Origin of the sequence: Bifidobacterium breve DSM 20213 = JCM 1192 (assembly GCF_001025175.1) — a bacterium.
Classification (GTDB): Bacteria; Actinomycetota; Actinomycetes; order Actinomycetales; family Bifidobacteriaceae; genus Bifidobacterium; species Bifidobacterium breve.
In genome coordinates this window covers 1,699,894-1,715,995 of sequence record NZ_AP012324.1, presented here as the reverse complement: position 1 = coordinate 1,715,995, position 16,102 = coordinate 1,699,894, and the positions used below count along the sequence as shown (strand labels likewise).

The following is a 16,102-nucleotide window of genomic DNA, read 5'->3' as shown; positions in this document are numbered from 1 at the left end:
GGCGTCATGGTTCCTATTGAGCACGTGTACGAACAGATTCGTACGTTCGCCGCTGATGCCGGCGCTCGCAAGGTCGTGCTGTTCGGTTCTCGCGCAAAGGGTGTGAACCGGCCTAAAAGCGATATCGATCTTGCCGTGGCCGGTTGCCCCGATTTCAATCGCTTGGAGCAGAACCTTCAGGACAATCTGTGGTCACTGCTTAAAGTTGATGTCATTAATCTGGATGAGCCGATTTCTTCATCGCTGAGGGCGGAGATTGAGCGTAGCGGAAAGGTATTGTATGAAAAAATATGAGAATTACGTTTCCGCACTGAAGTCGCTGCGCAAGGCTCCCGAACAGGATCTCAGCAATGATTTCATCCAGAGCGGCATCATTGACAAGTTCGAGTTGCAGTTTGAGCTTGGTTGGAAACTGTTCAAGGCGCTGCTGGCTTATGAGGGAGACCCTGTTTCCGCTTCCGGTTCTCCGCGAGATGTGCTCAAAACCGCTTTCCAATATTACGATTTCATGGACGAATCGTTGTGGCTGCGTATGCTGCGCGATCGCAATGATTCTGCTCATATCTACGATGAGGAACGCGCCCGGCGTCTTGTAGATGCCATCATCGTTGATTACATCCCCGAATTTGAGCGTGTGAATCAGGGGTTGGTCGTTCGTTACGGCGAAGCATTGAACGATTAGCGCGGGTGACATTAATGGCACTGGGCACGCTGGGCATTGGCGAACAAATCAATGGGGTGAACCTCGGCAACTGGCTGGTACTGGAAAAGTGGATGAAGCCGGGGATTTTTGCCGCCAGCGGCGAAGCGGACGAGATCTGGCTGCATCGGGCTACGGAGTCTGCTGAGTTGGAGGCTCTGCTGACGCGGCATCGCGACACGTATATCACTGAAGCTGATTTTCGGAACATTGCCGCGCATGGCTGCAATCTGGTGCGTATTCCTGTGCCGTATTTTATCTTCGGGGATGTGTCCGGTCATCCGGGCTGCATCGAGTACTTGGACAGGGCGTTCGACTGGGCTGAGCGTACCGGTCTCAAGATTCTTATCGACCTGCACACGGTGCCCGGCTCACAGAACGGATTCGACAATGGCGGCCTCACCGGCGTGGTGCGCTGGCATCATAGCCCGCGAGCGGTCGCCTATGCGCTGGATGTGCTGACTCGTTTGGCCAAACGGTACCGTGATCGCGCGGCGCTGTTCGGTATCGAGGTGCTGAATGAGCCGATCGATTGGTTGACGTATGCTACGTCGTCATCGAGCAGGCAGGCAAAGGATAGCTTTGAAGCACGGAGGAGTGGGCCGATTCCAATGGTGTTCCTCAAGCGTTTCTACCGTGAGTCGTATCGCCGGTTGCGCCCGATTTTGGCCGAGAACCAAGCCATCGTGTTCCATGACGGCTTCCGACTGGGCCGTTGGCGGGACTGGTTTGTGCGGGAGGGCATGCGGGGCGTCATGCTCGATACGCATATCTATCTGGTTGCGGCCGAACAATTCTCGCTGTTCCGTCTGATTCCGGATCGGTGGCTGATGGGCTGGTATCGCTTGTTCGTGCGCTGGAACGAATGCTGCATCCGCCGGGCCGCGCGCTATACGCCGGTGATCGTAGGGGAGTGGTGCGTGGCCAACAATCTGGTGAACCGAACCCCTTCAGCGAGGAATGCCGTCTATCGCGAGGTCGCCGCCATGCAGCGCAAAGCGTGGAGCGCATCTGCCGGGCAGATCTACTGGAGCTACCAACTGCGCGGCAATCGCGCTTTCCTGCCCACTATCGACCCGCAATCCGACACGTCACGGCTCGACCCATGGGACCTCACCCACGTTTGGCACGCCGGTTGGATGGCCTGGGGGCTTCAGGGTATGTTTGGCGGCGCTAAGTTGCCAAGCTCTGGCAAGATGGCGACACTGACGGAATATCTGCGGCGCCAAACTGCCAGTTCTTGGCAGGTTGACGCCGCAGAGTGACGTCTGTGCGGTGCTATTCTGCCAAGGAGTGGCAGTTTGGCGCCGTTGAATGGCGGTTTTGTGGCGCTAGCCTGCCAAACACTGGCAGCTTGGCGCGATTATTTGTACTGAGTGAGGCCAAACTGCCAGCGCTTGGCAAGTTAGCGCCGCTCGGGACAACGGCAGTCTCGGCTACAGCCACATTTACGCGATGGGTATGAATCGCAACTGTAACGCTCAGCGATACCCGTCCCACAGGGGCAAAGGCATCAGCACGCCCTCACAATCGGCCCACATGGCGTTGAGGTCCTGGCCGGGGGTGCGCAGCCAGCGCAGCTGAAGGCCGTCCATCATCGAGAATCCGGCCTGCAGCACATGTTCGACGTTGACGCCTTGCGGCACGGCCCAGTTGATGTTGAGCGCCATGGTGACCGTGCGGCGCTCGCGGTCGGCGAAATAATCGTGCGCGGGGTGGGTCGGGTCAAGTGCCTCGGCGCTCAGTGTGGAGAACATGTGCACCAGTGCGGGCCTCTTGTTGTTCACCGCCACCACCTGACGCCACATATCCGCGATAAGCGGGCGCTCTTGGGCGACCATCGCGGCATTGATCGATTCGGTGACCCGGTCGTATTCCTCGGTCAGCGCCAGATCGAGCAGTCCCTCCTTGCTGCCCACGTAATGCAGCACTCCGGCCTTGGTAAGCCCCACTTCGGTGGCGATGCGTTGCAGTGACGTGCCGTAATAGCCGAGCTTGCCGAACGATTCGACGGCGGCGTCGAGAATCGTGGTACGACGATCGGTATCGGTAGGGGAGGGGGCGTTCATACAGTTAACCTTACGGTCGGTTAGTAGTGATTCCAAATGATTTCGGTGTGTTGTGACACAGATTTTGATAATCTACCTACCAACCGGTTGGTCGAGAAAAGCGACGACTGAGGTTCGTGGAGGAACCTCAGCCAACGTTCCAAACCAACAGCAACCCTACTGGGCCGGAAACGACACACAACGACGAACACAACACGACAACGAAACAACGCAACAACAACCGCACAACCTAAGGAAAGAGGCAACATGAGCGAGTCCACCTACCCGTCCGTCAAGGATCTGACCCTGGAAGAGAAGGCATCCCTCACCTCCGGCGGCGACGCCTGGCATCTGCAGGGCGTGGAGTCCAAAGGCATCCCAGGCTACATGATCACTGACGGTCCTCACGGTCTGAGGAAGTCCCTGGCCTCCAGCACCGGTGAGACCGACCTTGACGACTCCGTGCCCGCTACCTGCTTCCCGCCGGCCGCCGGCTTGTCCAGCTCTTGGAATCCTGAGCTCATTCACAAGGTTGGTGAGGCGATGGCTGAGGAGTGCATTCAAGAAAAGGTGGCTGTGATTCTTGGCCCCGGCGTCAATATCAAGCGCAACCCGCTCGGTGGCCGCTGCTTCGAATACTGGTCCGAAGACCCGTACTTGGCTGGTCATGAAGCCATTGGCATTGTTGAAGGCGTGCAGTCCAAGGGCGTGGGCACGTCGCTCAAGCACTTCGCCGCCAACAATCAGGAAACCGACCGTCTGCGCGTCGATGCCCGCATCAGCCCGCGCGCCCTGCGCGAAATTTACTTCCCGGCCTTCGAGTACATCGTCAAGAAAGCTCAGCCGTGGACCATCATGTGCTCCTACAACCGCATCAACGGCGTGCATTCCGCACAGAACCACTGGCTGCTGACCAACGTGCTGCGCGACGAATGGGGCTTCGAGGGCATCGTCATGTCCGATTGGGGCGCCGATCATGACCGTGGGGCCTCCCTGAATGCAGGCCTGAATCTGGAGATGCCGCCGAGCTACACCGACGACCAAATTGTCTACGCCGTCCGCGACGGCCGAATCACCCCCGCCCAGCTCGATCGTATGGCTCAGGGCATGATTGACTTGGTAAACAAGACCCGCGCTGCAATGAGCATCGATAATTACCGTTTCGATGTGGACGTCCACGATGAAGTCGCCCATCAGGCCGCTATTGAATCCATTGTGATGCTCAAGAACGATGATGCGATTCTGCCGCTGAACGCCGGTCCAGTCGCCAATCCGTCCGCCACGCCCCAGAAGATCGCCGTTATCGGCGAATTCGCCCGCACCCCGCGCTACCAGGGCGGCGGATCCTCCCACATCACCCCCGCCAAGATGACCAGCTTCCTCGACACGCTCGCCGAGCGCGGCATCAAGGCCGACTTCGCCCCCGGCTTCACGCTCGATCTGGAACCGGCCGACCCGGCCCTCGAATCCGAAGCCGTGGAAACCGCCAAGAACGCCGACGTTGTCCTCATGTTCCTGGGCTTGCCGGAAGCCGCGGAATCCGAGGGCTTCGACCGCGACACCCTCGACATGCCCGCCAAGCAGATCACCCTACTCGAACAGGTCGCCGCCGCAAACAAGAACGTCGTGGTCGTGCTGTCCAACGGTTCCGTGATCACCGTGGCCCCGTGGGCCAAGAACGCCAAGGGCATCCTCGAATCCTGGTTGCTCGGCCAGTCCGGTGGCCCGGCGCTCGCCGATGTGATTTTCGGCCAGGTCAGCCCGTCCGGCAAGCTCGCCCAGTCGATTCCGCTGGACATCAACGATGACCCGAGCATGCTGAACTGGCCGGGCGAGGAAGGCCACGTCGACTACGGCGAGGGCGTGTTCGTCGGTTACCGCTACTACGACACCTACGGCAAGGCTGTCGACTACCCGTTCGGCTACGGCCTGAGCTACGCCACGTTCGAGATCACCGGTGTCGCCGTCGCCAAGACCGGCGCGAACACCGCCACCGTGACCGCCACCGTGACCAACACCTCCGATGTGGACGCTGCCGAAACCGTGCAGGTGTATGTGGCTCCGGGCAAGGCCGACGTGGCTCGCCCGAAGCACGAGCTCAAGGGCTTCACCAAGGTGTTCCTCAAGGCCGGTGAGTCCAAGACCGTGACCATCGACCTTGATGAGCGCGCGTTCGCCTACTGGTCCGAAAAGTATAACGACTGGCATGTGGAGTCTGGCGAATACGCCATCGAAGTTGGCACCAGCTCGCGCGATATTGCGGAGACCGTGACCGTGGCCCTCGATGGCGACGGCAAGACCCAGCCGCTCACCGAATGGTCCACCTACGGCGAGTGGGAGGCCGATCCGTTCGGCGCCAAGATCGTGGCCGCCGTGGCCGCCGCCGGCGAGGCCGGCGAGCTGCCGAAGCTTCCGGATAATGCGATGATGCGCATGTTCCTCAACTCCATGCCCATCAACTCGCTGCCCACCCTGCTGGGCGAAGGCGGCAAGAAAATCACCGCCTTCATGCTCGACGAGTACGCCAAGCTGAGCAAGTAATACTACGCAAACTGCCGGCTCCCTTTTCTGAGATTCAGAGAAGGGAGCCAGTTTGTGTATAGGGCATATGTGGGATTCGTTGTCTAGGCAACACGCCGATTGTTGTATATGCAACTGTTGTATATGGGTCTCTTTATCATGAATTGTTGCGTATGCAACAATGTGGGGTGAAGGCGCATACGCGCACGGCCTCGCATGGTACGGAGGACAATGGATCAGCATATTCTCAGCATTGAGATGCGTGCGGTGACCAAAGCCGTCGACCGCTATCTCGGTGAGAGCATGCCGCTTTCCGCTAAGGAGACCACTGGCGGCAACGCGCATATCATCATGTTCCTGGCTCGTAACCGGAATCGTGAAATCTACCAGCACACCATCGAACAGAAGTTCTGTATCACCCGCTCCACCGCTTCGCGCGTGCTGGCGCTTATGGAAAAGAAAGGGCTTATTGCCCGCGAATCGGTGGCGCATGATGCCCGTTGTAAGCGTATCGTCCTGACCGATAAGGCGGACGCCATCGTCGCCGATCTCAAAGCGAACGGCGAACGCGTCGAACGTCTGTTGGTTGATGGCTTTTCCGAAAGCGAGAAAGCAGCCCTACGTGACTACGTCAGTCGCATGCGCGCGAACATCGACCGCGCACAACATGAATTTGAACATCAAACACTCCCTCAGTCACCTGTGGTGATGGCTCCCGATCAAGACGGAGCGGAGGTTGCTAACACGAAGGAGGAGAACGAATGAGTGATACCGCAGAGGCAATCGCGCAGGCGCGCAAAGCCGTCGAACCGGACAAGCCCAAACATGTACTGCGCACGCTGGGCCATTCGATTCGTGAATACAAGAAAGCCAGCATCCTGGCTCCGGTGTTCGTGGCGGTCGAAGGTATTCTGGAAATCCTGATTCCGACCATCATGGCTTCGCTGATCGATGAGGGTATCACCGGTGGCAGCATGCCGGCCACCGTCAAGTTCGGCGTGATTCTGCTGGTGTGCGCGATGGTTTCGCTGGGTGCCGGCTTCTTGTCCGGAAAGTACGCGGCCGTGGCCGGCGCGGGCTTCGCCAAGAACCTGCGCAAGGACCAGTTCGAGAAGGTGCAGGGCTTCAGCTTCACCAACATCGACCGGTTCTCCACCGGTTCGATCGTGACCCGACTGACCACCGACGTGACGAACCTGCAGAACGCCTACATGATGATCATTCGTCTGGGCGTGCGTGCCCCGATCATGGTGGTCGTAGCCTGGCTGTTCTCGTTCCGTATCTCCCCGTCGATTTCCATGGTGTTCCTGGCCTGCATCCCGATTCTGGCCATCGGCCTGTGCGGTCTGGTCGTGCTCGTGCACCCCGTGTTCGAGCGCGTGTTTCACACCTACGATGCGTTGAACAACGTGGTCGACGAGAACCTGCAGGGCATCCGCGTGGTCAAGTCCTATAACCGCGAATCCTTCGAGGTCTCCAAGTTCGGCCGCATCTCCCAGCGCATCTTCAAGGACTTCACCAAGGCTGAGCGCATCATGAGCTTCAACATGCCGATCATGATGGTGTGCGTCTACGCCTCGATGATTCTCATCGCATGGATGGGCGCGCAGCAGATCGTCGCTTCCGGCAATAATGCGGCGCTGGGCCTGTCCACCGGCGAGCTGACTTCGCTGGTCACCTATGCCATGCAGATTCTTATGGCCATGATGATGCTGTCCATGATCTTCGTCATGGTCATCATCTCCCAGGCTTCCGCCGAGCGAATCTGCCAGGTGCTGCAGGAGGAAAGCACGGTGCAGAACCCGGCTCACCCGGTGACCGATATGGCCGATGGCTCCATCGAGTTCGACCACGTCAGTTTCCGCTACTCCGACAGTTCCGAAAAGCCCGTGTTGGACGATATCAACCTGAAGATTCGCTCCGGCATGACCATCGGCATCGTCGGCGGTACTGGTTCGGCAAAGTCGTCTTTAGTGCAGCTGGTGTCGCGACTCTACGACGTGAGCTCTGGTTCGCTCAAGGTCGGCGGCGTGGACGTGCGCGACTATGACATTGAGGCGCTGCGCGATCAGGTGGCCATGGTGTTGCAGAAGAACGTGCTGTTCTCCGGCACTATTGCCGAAAACCTGCGCTGGGGCAACCCGAACGCCACCGATGAAGAGATTCGCCATGCCGCGCAGCTCGCGCAGGCCGATGGATTCGTTCAGGAATTCCCCGATAAGTACGACACGTACATCGAGCAGGGCGGTACCAATGTGTCCGGCGGACAGCGCCAGCGCCTGTGCATCGCCCGCGCACTGCTGAAGAAGCCGAAGATTCTGATTCTCGACGATTCGACCAGCGCCGTCGACACCAAGACGGACAAGCTGATCCGCGCCGCATTCCACAACGAGATTCCGGACACCACGAAGATCATCATCGCCCAGCGCGTGGCCTCCGTGCAGGAATCCGACATGATTCTGGTGATGGATTCCGGTCGCATCATGGCATCAGGTACGCACGAGGAGCTGCTCACCACTTGCGATGAATACCGTTCCATTTACGAATCCCAGACCAAGAACCAGGCTAAGACCGAAGAATTGGCCGCTGCCGAACAGGCTGCCACTGAGTCATCTGCCGCTGAGCCGGCCGAAACCGTGACGGTGACGGTGACCATGCCCACGGCCGATACCAGCGCAGCTGATACCAATGCAGCCGATACCAAGGAAGGAGAAGCACGATGAGCAACGACCAGAGTTTCAAGAATCGCGAGCCCGCCATGGGCAAAGCCGACCCCGGAACCATCAAGCGCATCTTCGGCTACATCTTCCAATACAAATTGCGCGTTATCGCCATCGTGGTGTGCATTTTGGTCGGTGCCGCCGCGCAGGCCGGATCCGCGCTGTTCCTCCAATCGCTGATTGACACTTACATCCTGCCGATGGTGGGGGAATCGAACCCCGACTGGGCTCCGTTGCTGCGCGCCATCAGTCTGATGGCCTGCCTGTATGTGGCCGGCATCGTGGCATCCTGGGCTTGGCAGTGGCTGATCATCACCGTCGAACAGGGCACGCTCAAGAAGATCCGTGACGACATGTTCGCCCACCAGCAGAAGCTGCCGATCCGCTACTTCGACAGCCACGAGCACGGCGACATCATGAGCCACTACACCAACGACACCGATACGCTGCGCCAGGCCATCTCGCAGTCGTTCCCGCAGATGTTCTCCTCGATTATCTCCGCGGCCGCGGCGCTGCTGTCCATGCTGTGGCTGTCCATTCCATTCACCGCGTTCGTAATCGTGTTCACCGTTCTGCTCTACTTCATCGTGCGCAAGATCGTGAGCCGCTCCGGCCGCTACTTCGTCAAGCAGCAGCAGTGGATCGGCGACGTGAACGCCTTCGTGGAGGAATCCGTCAACGGCCAGAAGGTCATCAAGGTCTTCAACCACGAAGACGCCACCCAGAAGACCTTCGACGAGAAGAACGAGGAGCTCTTCGAGGCGTCCGCCGAAGCGAACACATGGGGCAACGTCACCATGCCGGTCGTCGGCAACATGGGCTACCTGCTGTACATCCTGCTCGCCATCATCGGCGCCGCCGTCTCGCTGGCCGGCGTCAACGACATCGGTCTGACTGGTGTCAAGCCGCTCACCCTCGGTACGCTCGTCTCCTTGCTGACCCTGTCCCGTTCGTTCATCAACCCGATCGGCCAGGTCTCCCAGCAGCTGACCATGGTGATGATGGCGCTCGCCGGTGCTTCCCGTATCTTCAAGCTGATGGATGAGCCCATCGAGGAAGACAAGGGCACTGTGACGCTCGTCAACGTGGAACTGGGCGAGGACGGACGCACCATGACCGAGGTGGACCATGAGACCGGTCACTGGGCGTGGAAGCGCGAAATCGGCGACGATGGCACGAGGTCTCTGAAGGCCGCAGAAAAGCTCAAGGGTTCGGCCCGTGAAGTGGTGATGAAGGCCAAGGAGCAGGCGATTACCTCGCCTGATGGTCGACTGACCCTGCTGCGCGGCGATGTGCGCTTCACCAACGTGACCTTCGGCTACAACCCGGATAAGCCGGTGCTGCACGACATCACCTGGTTCGCCAAGCCCGGCCAGAAGATTGCGCTCGTCGGCGCCACCGGTGCCGGCAAAACCACCGTGACCAACCTGATCAACCGGTTCTACGACATTCAGGAAGGCCAGATTCTGTACGACGGCATCTCCGTGGCCGGCATCAAGAAGCCTGACCTGCGCAGGTCTTTGGGCATCGTGCTGCAGGACGTGAACCTGTTCACCGGCACCGTGATGGACAACATCCGTTACGGCCGCCTGAACGCCACCGATGAGGAATGTATCGAGGCTGCTCGCCTGGTTAATGCGGATAGCTTCATTCGCATGCTGCCCAAGGGCTACGACACAGTGCTGGAAGGCGACGGTTCCGGCCTGTCCCAAGGCCAGCGCCAGCTGATTTCCATTGCCCGTGCGGCGGTGGCCGATCCGCCCGCGCTGATCCTTGACGAGGCCACGTCCTCGATTGATACGCGCACTGAAGAGGTTGTGCAAGCTGGTATGGATAACCTGATGAAGGGCCGTACGGTCTTCGTCATCGCCCACCGCCTGTCCACCGTGCGCAACTCCGATGTGATCATGGTGCTCGACCATGGCAACATCATCGAGCGTGGCTCGCATGACGAGCTGATCGCGCAGAAGGGCGAGTACTACCAGCTGTACACCGGCGCGGTGGAGCTGGAGTAGTCGGTACGCCTGCAAAAACCGCACCTCGATTATCGGGTTGAAGCAATTCTCATCCGGTGGTTGGGGTGCGGTTTTCTATGTTGAGAGCCGTGTGTTGGCGCAGGATTGCGAATATTGGCGGTGAAAAGGGTACATTTGAATTGTTGCTTTGACGATGTATCGGCCGCAAGGAGGGGACTATGGCGTTCGTGACGTTGAAGGATGTTGCTCAACGTGCCGGTGTATCGGCTGCTGCTGTTTCCCAGATACTTCACAATAAAGGCCGCTTTTCTAGTGATACGCGACAGTTGGTGCTGAAAACTGTTGAGGAAATGGGGTATGTGCCCGATCAACGTGCTCGTTCCATGCGCTCGTCGGATACTAAGACTGTTGGCCTGCTGGTTCCTGATTTGCGCAATCCGTATTTCGCTGATTTAGTCTCGTCAATGGAAGACGAGTTGTATGCCCAGGGCTATTCCACGCTGATTGGTACTTCAGCAGAAACAGTGGAACGCCAGGATGCGTTTATTGACAATCTGCTTGGGCAACGTATTGACGGGGCAATCGTGGTGCCGCAAGGTGTCAATTCGCCTGGTATGCAGTCGCTTATCGCGCGCGAGCTACCACTGGTGTTCGTGGATCGTTTGGTATCGGGAGTAAATTCGGTGCCATTCGTAGTGTCCGACCCATACCCAGGTGTTTGCGAGGCTGTTGCCGAACTTGTGCGCTTAGGGCATCGTCACATTGGATTTGTGTCACACTCGTCACTGGGCTCGTCCAATATAAATGAGCGTGAAGCGGCATTCCGTTCTGCTGTGGCACAGGTGACGCAGTTGGGGAAGGGAACTGCGGCGGTTGTCGACTGTGATTCTACATATGTTTCGCGCGAAGCAGGACTAAATGAACTTGTAAGAGCAGGTGTTACGGCGATTATTTGCGCTTACTCGCCTGACATGATCACGATGATTGGTTTGCTGCATGACCGCGGCATTGATATTGGTAGTGAAATGTCAGTGATTTCATTCGATGACATTGCCGTATTCCGTCTGCTGACTCCGCAAGTCGCGATTATTTCGCAGCAAGCTGAGGATATGGGTCGCCAGGGCGTGGATATGTTGCTCGACATGATTATAAATAATGATTGCAGTCGTGGTGAATCGCGCTATGTCCCGTCATCGTTTGTACTGCGTGATTCGGTTGGGGCTCCTATGTGGCGTGTTCCCTGATATTGCAGCGTTTATCAGGTGTATGAAGGCTGGGCTTATGCGCTGAACAGTGCTGACGTGCCGACATCGTTGACAACATTGGTAAAAGGTTATATCATAATTTTCATTAGTTGATTAAACGTTTTATCAATGGCGATGATCAACGATGATCGGTTTGGAGGAAACTCACAGAGGAGGTGAGCGGGCAATGTGCATATCGATTCAGCAAGACGCGCTGACAGCCGAACTGTACGTCAGCGTTCGCGACGCTGTGGGTTTCTACCATTACGACCGCGAAGACGCGCGTATGGCGCTGGATGGTGGGCTGTATTCCGTGGTTGCCTACGTTGATGGTCAGGTGGCCGGAATTGGTCGTGTGGTCGGCGATGGACGTATCGCATTCTTCATCAAAGATCTCGTGGTATTACCGCAATACCAAGGGGATGGAGTCGGTACGGCGGTGCTGCGCGCACTTATCACACGCATTCGAGAACACTGCTGCAACCATGCGTACATTGGCCTGATGGCAACACCTGGCAAGGAATCGTTCTACGAAGAGCATGGGTTCCTGCGCCGGCCGGCACCGGGTTATGGCAGCGGATTAGTCCAATTCGTTGATCCCGTTCCGCTCAGCGCAGCTGAATCCACCGCCACAAGCGGAATCAAGTAATCGGCTCGCCGAGCACTACGCATAACACGTATATCAACACACCACGAAAGGAACCGAACAAGCAATGAAGCAGATCCCTCTGATTATCGACACTGACCCCGGCATCGATGACGCCGTCGCCATCGCACTGGCAGTGTTCAACCCGCGCTTCGACGTGCGGCTGATTACTACGGTTGCTGGCAATGTCAGCATTGAAGCGACAACGACGAACGCGCTCAAGCTGATGGCCTACTACGGTAAGGACGTACCGGTCGCTCGTGGCGCTGCTGAACCGCTGATCCGTCAGCTTGATGATGCAAGCGATATCCACGGTAAAACCGGTATGGAGGGATTCGATTTCCCTGAGCCCAAAACTGAACTTCTGCTGGATAAGCATGCTGTCGAAGCAATGCGCGACGAGATCATGGCTTCTGCTGAACCCGTCACCGTCATGCCAATCGGTCCGCTGACCAACATCGCACTGTTGCTAAAAACTTTTCCGGAAGTCAAGTCGCGTATTGAGCGCATTGTGCTCATGGGTGGTTCGGTCACTCGCGGCAACAAGGGTGTTATGGCCGAATTCAATATTTTCGTTGACCCTGAAGCCGCCAAGATTGTGCTCACTTCTGGTCTTGACATTACTATGGCCACACTGGACGCCGGCTTGGGAACTGTGATTCCGCCGGAGAAAACCGCTCAGCTTAAGGATATGGGCAAGGTCGGTCTGATGGCTCATGACCTGTTCCAGCGCTACCGCAAGCGCAGCTTCGGCACCGGTCTCAAAATGTATGACGCTTGCGCAGTCGCATGCTTGCTGGAGCCTGACCTATTCGACATGACTAAGGCATTTGTGGACGTAGAAATCGCTGGCGAACTCACTGCAGGGTGTACGGTCGTTGATCTTAAGGGCTACCTTAAGCGCGAACCGAATGCCACCGTCACCACCGGCGTTCACGCAGATCGATTCTGCGACTGGTTCATGGACGGCATCGCCCATTGTGCATAGTCCCTTGTCTCTTCGACGCCGCTAACACCGGCGCCCCTGAGCGCATCAATATTCGTGAATTCAACAACAGAGAATAAGAGAACAAAGAAAGGACCAGACCGATGGAACTGGTGATTATGTACCTCGTGGCAATTGCCGCGATTGGCATTGTGGGCTTTATGCTCGTGAAGAAAATGGACATCAAGATTTCCCTGTTCCTCATCGGCATTGTGCTGATGTACATCGCATTGCTGATGGGCAAGGACATCTCATTCACCGACTTCGTTTCCAGTGGTGTCACTTGGCTTGATCCGTTCAAGGTTGTAGGCGATCAGTTCGTGAGCACGCTCACTTCTGCTGGCTTCATCATCCTCATCCTTGGTGGCTACACCGGCTACATGTCCCATATCGGAGCCAATGAAGTCACGGTAAGTGTGCTCGCCAAGCCGATTGCGCACATCAAGTCCCCGTATATCCTCGTGCCGATTACCTTCTTGTTGGGCAACCTGTTGTCTCTGGTCATTCCGAGTGCTTCCAACCTGGCTATCATCCTTATGGCAACGCTGTACCCGGTGCTTCGCCAAGCTGGTATGAGCCTGCTGAGCGCAGCTGCAGTCATTGCCACTACTGCAACGATTATGCCGACCCCGCTTGGCTCCGACAATGTTGCCATCGCCGCTGAACTCGCTAAGACCGACATGTTCTCCGGCCTGACCGCCAGCGATTACGTCTTCCGTTATCACGTGCTCGTTTCCATCCCGACCTTGCTCGTCATGGCACTGGCACACTACTTCTGGCAGAAGTTCATGGACAAGCGCGCTGGCTCGGATTTGACCGACGGTGATGTTGACCTGGCTGAGGTTAAGGCTGTCGAAGGTAGCGCTCTCTACCGCACTGTGTATGCGATTTTGCCGCTGCTGCCGATCATCATGCTTCTCATCGTGTTCGCCATCACTTCCACCACCGGCGCAAAGATCGACCTGAGTGTTGAACTCGCTTCCATTCTCTCCTTCGTGATCGCCATTATCTGCGAGCTCATCCGCACTCGCAAGGGCAAGGAAACCCTCGCTGGCACCGAGTCCTTCTTCAAGGGCATGGGTGGCGCAATGCCGATTGTGGCACTGTTGGTCGCTGCTTCTGTGTTCGTCGTTGGTCTTAAGTCCATTGGTCTGATCACCGAACTGCAGAACGCAATGACCGGCCTGTCCGGCTCTGGTATGGGCTTCGTGCTGCCGCTTATCCTTGTCGGCCTCACTGCGCTCATCGTGCTACTCTCCGGTTCCGGTACCGCACTGTTCTTCGCGATGGTTCCGCTCATGGTTCCGCTGGCCGCTGCTGCTAGTATCAATGTGCTCGCTGTGTCCATCCCGATGGGTCTCGCTGGCAATCTGCTGCGCGCTGTCTCGCCGGTCTCCGCTGTGGTGATGATCGTCGCCGGCTCCATCAAGAAGAGCCCAATCGACATTGTGCGCCGTACCAGTGTGCCGATGATCGCTGGCGTAATCGTCATGTTCATCCTGTCCATGGCAATCTTCCTGCCGATGGGTGCGTGATGCTGATATAACCATCACAATCCGCTAGGCGTCAGTCGTCAGCAGAACATATCAATCGCGCAGACGATTTGGCCCCGAATACGTGCAATGCCCGGGATTTGACTTCAGACTCCGGGCATTCGCATACCCGCACGATTGTGTTTCCATCGTGATTTTGCTGAAACGTAGAACAAGCGCAGAACATAGAAGACAGGCCGAAACAAGAAGGCCGAAAGGAAATGCATCATGTCAGCATCATGTCTTGACTTGCTCGACCACCTGCACGGCAGTGTGTCCGTGGTCGGATCAATGAATGTTGATTACACGGTCGTTACTGAGCGGTTGCCGAAACCGGGAGAGACCGTCAACGGTGGCCCGCTGACCTTATTGCCGGGAGGCAAATCAGCGAATCAGGCATCGGCGGCTGCGCGAATTGGAGCGCAGGTGCGGATGTTTGGTGCAGTCGGGGAAGATGCCAATGCGGATTTTCTGCTGGAGCATTTGCGCGATGCTGGTGTGGATACTTCGCATATCGCTGCCGTTGCAGGTCCCAGTGGCACTACGGTAATTACCGTGGACGCGAATGGTGAGAACACCATCGTATATTCGGCTGGTTCCAATGGTGAGGTGTCTGTCGACTATGTGCGCCAGTCATCTGACGCATTGGTTGCCGCCGATGTGTTGGGACTGTGTTTAGAGAGTCCGATGGAAACGGTCACGGCATGCGCTCGCCTCTGTCATGATGCCGGGCTCAAGGTATTGCTCAACGATTCGCCATTCGTTGCTGAACTGCCCGCTGAGCTTATCGAGGCTTCGGACATTCTGTTGGTCAATGAGCATGAAATGGCGCAGCTGCTGGACATCGCCGAGCCGGACGATGACGATTGGGATGGACTGGACTGGTCTGATGTGGCGCGGCAGATGCATGACTTCGGCTTTAATCAGGCGGTAATTACGCTTGGCGGGGATGGGTCGGTAGTCATCGATGGTGATGATATCTATCGTATTGCGCCAGTTGCGGTTGAGGCCATCGACACTACCGGGTGCGGAGATGCCTTTATGGGCACGGTTCTGGCCGGACTTGCCTCGGGTCATGCGTTGGCGGACAGTGCGCAGTTGGCCTCATACGTTTCCGCGTACGCCGCGACTGGGTTCGGCGCGCAAGCCTCTTATGGTACTGCCGCTCAGATTCGTGAGCGGTTTGGTGCGAAGTAATTGCTGAGTGCAGAGTCTTGCAGGCCGTGAATTGGATGCAGACCTAACACGTCCATTTAGACGCTATGCGGGAACGAATTGGACTGACCATAAGAGAATGCAGACGTAATCCGTTGTTGTACTGGTGGATTTTGCAGACATAACCTGTTGGATTAACGGGATGCAGTCATTATCCGTCTAGTTATGGCTATAAATCGGCGATAACTTGTACGGATATGTCTGCATGACTGATAACTGATACAGAAATGTCTGCAACATTCACGGGTTCGCGGTCAACGGCGTCTCTCAGTGAACATTCGTGCAGACTTGACCGCGCAGCGTGTTAGGATATGCACCGTTGTGAGGCAGTGATCCGTTATCAGCGGGGAGTCTTCGGAAGAACGGCGGCAATCGCCTAGTAGAACCGACGGGATCGGCCCGAGATAGCCGAACACAAGCGGTCGTGCAGGCCGCGCTGCGCTGAGTGCAACAATTCGGCGGAGCGCAACCGGTGCGATAAGCGAGGTGGTACCGCGGTGCGGAGCGTGCAAAGCG

13 protein-coding genes are annotated in these 16,102 nt (G+C 57.2%); 12 read left to right on the top strand and 1 reads right to left on the bottom strand.

What is annotated here, in order from left to right:
* Window positions 1–6 precede the first annotated feature (6 nt).
* The 3 genes from BBBR_RS07500 to BBBR_RS07490 are packed head-to-tail and all read left to right on the top strand — an operon-like array spanning window position 7 to window position 1,965.
* Window positions 7–294, top strand: a complete 288-nt coding sequence (locus tag BBBR_RS07500; RefSeq protein ID WP_016462486.1) for a nucleotidyltransferase family protein — start codon at window positions 7–9, stop codon at window positions 292–294.
* Window positions 281–682, top strand: coding sequence for a nucleotidyltransferase substrate binding protein (locus BBBR_RS07495; protein ID WP_003830196.1), 402 nt, complete (start codon window positions 281–283; stop codon window positions 680–682). The genes BBBR_RS07500 and BBBR_RS07495 overlap by 14 nt, the downstream gene beginning before the upstream one ends.
* Before the next feature lie 14 nt (window positions 683–696).
* Window positions 697–1,965: a glycoside hydrolase family 5 protein gene (locus BBBR_RS07490; protein ID WP_003830199.1), complete on the top strand. Its 1,269-nt coding sequence runs from the start codon at window positions 697–699 to the stop codon at window positions 1,963–1,965.
* 216 nt (window positions 1,966–2,181) lie between these two features.
* Here BBBR_RS07490 and BBBR_RS07485 read toward each other — a convergent pair whose 3' ends face one another.
* The gene (locus BBBR_RS07485; RefSeq protein WP_003830200.1) at window positions 2,182–2,769 is read right to left on the bottom strand and encodes a TetR/AcrR family transcriptional regulator; all 588 of its coding nucleotides are present in this window, start codon (window positions 2,767–2,769) and stop codon (window positions 2,182–2,184) included.
* 246 nt (window positions 2,770–3,015) lie between these two features.
* On the opposite strand from BBBR_RS07485, the gene BBBR_RS07480 reads away from it, so the two are divergent.
* From BBBR_RS07480 to BBBR_RS07440, 9 genes are all read left to right on the top strand, one after another.
* Window positions 3,016–5,289, top strand: coding sequence for an exo-alpha-(1->6)-L-arabinopyranosidase (locus tag BBBR_RS07480; protein WP_003830202.1), 2,274 nt, complete (start codon window positions 3,016–3,018; stop codon window positions 5,287–5,289).
* Between the two features lie 210 nt (window positions 5,290–5,499).
* The gene (locus BBBR_RS07475; protein ID WP_003830203.1) at window positions 5,500–6,033 is read left to right on the top strand and encodes a MarR family winged helix-turn-helix transcriptional regulator; all 534 of its coding nucleotides are present in this window, start codon (window positions 5,500–5,502) and stop codon (window positions 6,031–6,033) included.
* On the top strand, window positions 6,030–7,991 hold the full coding sequence (locus BBBR_RS07470) for an ABC transporter ATP-binding protein (protein ID WP_003830206.1): 1,962 nt from the start codon (window positions 6,030–6,032) through the stop codon (window positions 7,989–7,991). The genes BBBR_RS07475 and BBBR_RS07470 overlap by 4 nt, the downstream gene beginning before the upstream one ends.
* Window positions 7,988–10,003 (top strand): ABC transporter ATP-binding protein, encoded by a 2,016-nt coding sequence (locus BBBR_RS07465; RefSeq protein ID WP_003830208.1) that lies wholly within the window; start codon window positions 7,988–7,990, stop codon window positions 10,001–10,003. Before BBBR_RS07470 ends, BBBR_RS07465 begins: the two co-directional genes overlap by 4 nt.
* 179 nt (window positions 10,004–10,182) lie before the next feature.
* Complete coding sequence (locus BBBR_RS07460; protein ID WP_003830211.1) at window positions 10,183–11,208, top strand: LacI family DNA-binding transcriptional regulator; 1,026 nt, start codon at window positions 10,183–10,185, stop codon at window positions 11,206–11,208.
* Between the two features lie 187 nt (window positions 11,209–11,395).
* Window positions 11,396–11,857, top strand: a complete 462-nt coding sequence (locus BBBR_RS07455) for a GNAT family N-acetyltransferase (protein WP_025299959.1) — start codon at window positions 11,396–11,398, stop codon at window positions 11,855–11,857.
* Window positions 11,858–11,921: 64 nt separating this feature from the next.
* Window positions 11,922–12,842, top strand: a complete 921-nt coding sequence (rihC, locus tag BBBR_RS07450; protein ID WP_003830214.1) for a ribonucleoside hydrolase RihC — start codon at window positions 11,922–11,924, stop codon at window positions 12,840–12,842.
* Between the two features lie 101 nt (window positions 12,843–12,943).
* Window positions 12,944–14,374, top strand: a complete 1,431-nt coding sequence (gene dcuC, locus BBBR_RS07445) for a C4-dicarboxylate transporter DcuC (RefSeq protein WP_003830216.1) — start codon at window positions 12,944–12,946, stop codon at window positions 14,372–14,374.
* A 225-nt stretch (window positions 14,375–14,599) separates the two neighbouring features.
* On the top strand, window positions 14,600–15,568 hold the full coding sequence (locus tag BBBR_RS07440) for a ribokinase (protein WP_025299957.1): 969 nt from the start codon (window positions 14,600–14,602) through the stop codon (window positions 15,566–15,568).
* Window positions 15,569–16,102: the final 534 nt, after the last annotated feature.

What these genes read in the sequence shown, in the direction of transcription:
- BBBR_RS07500 (WP_016462486.1), top strand. Translation starts at nt 7, where the DNA reads ATGGTTCCTATTGAGCACGTGTACGAACAGATTCGTACGTTCGCCGCT.
- BBBR_RS07470 (WP_003830206.1), top strand. Translation starts at nt 6,030, where the DNA reads ATGAGTGATACCGCAGAGGCAATCGCGCAGGCGCGCAAAGCCGTCGAA.
- dcuC (WP_003830216.1), top strand. Translation starts at nt 12,944, where the DNA reads ATGGAACTGGTGATTATGTACCTCGTGGCAATTGCCGCGATTGGCATT.
- rihC (WP_003830214.1), top strand. Translation starts at nt 11,922, where the DNA reads ATGAAGCAGATCCCTCTGATTATCGACACTGACCCCGGCATCGATGAC.
- BBBR_RS07465 (WP_003830208.1), top strand. Translation starts at nt 7,988, where the DNA reads ATGAGCAACGACCAGAGTTTCAAGAATCGCGAGCCCGCCATGGGCAAA.
- BBBR_RS07490 (WP_003830199.1), top strand. Translation starts at nt 697, where the DNA reads ATGGCACTGGGCACGCTGGGCATTGGCGAACAAATCAATGGGGTGAAC.
- BBBR_RS07440 (WP_025299957.1), top strand. Translation starts at nt 14,600, where the DNA reads ATGTCAGCATCATGTCTTGACTTGCTCGACCACCTGCACGGCAGTGTG.
- BBBR_RS07455 (WP_025299959.1), top strand. Translation starts at nt 11,396, where the DNA reads ATGTGCATATCGATTCAGCAAGACGCGCTGACAGCCGAACTGTACGTC.
- BBBR_RS07495 (WP_003830196.1), top strand. Translation starts at nt 281, where the DNA reads ATGAAAAAATATGAGAATTACGTTTCCGCACTGAAGTCGCTGCGCAAG.
- BBBR_RS07460 (WP_003830211.1), top strand. Translation starts at nt 10,183, where the DNA reads ATGGCGTTCGTGACGTTGAAGGATGTTGCTCAACGTGCCGGTGTATCG.
- BBBR_RS07480 (WP_003830202.1), top strand. Translation starts at nt 3,016, where the DNA reads ATGAGCGAGTCCACCTACCCGTCCGTCAAGGATCTGACCCTGGAAGAG.
- BBBR_RS07485 (WP_003830200.1), bottom strand. Translation starts at nt 2,769, where the DNA reads ATGAACGCCCCCTCCCCTACCGATACCGATCGTCGTACCACGATTCTC.
- BBBR_RS07475 (WP_003830203.1), top strand. Translation starts at nt 5,500, where the DNA reads ATGGATCAGCATATTCTCAGCATTGAGATGCGTGCGGTGACCAAAGCC.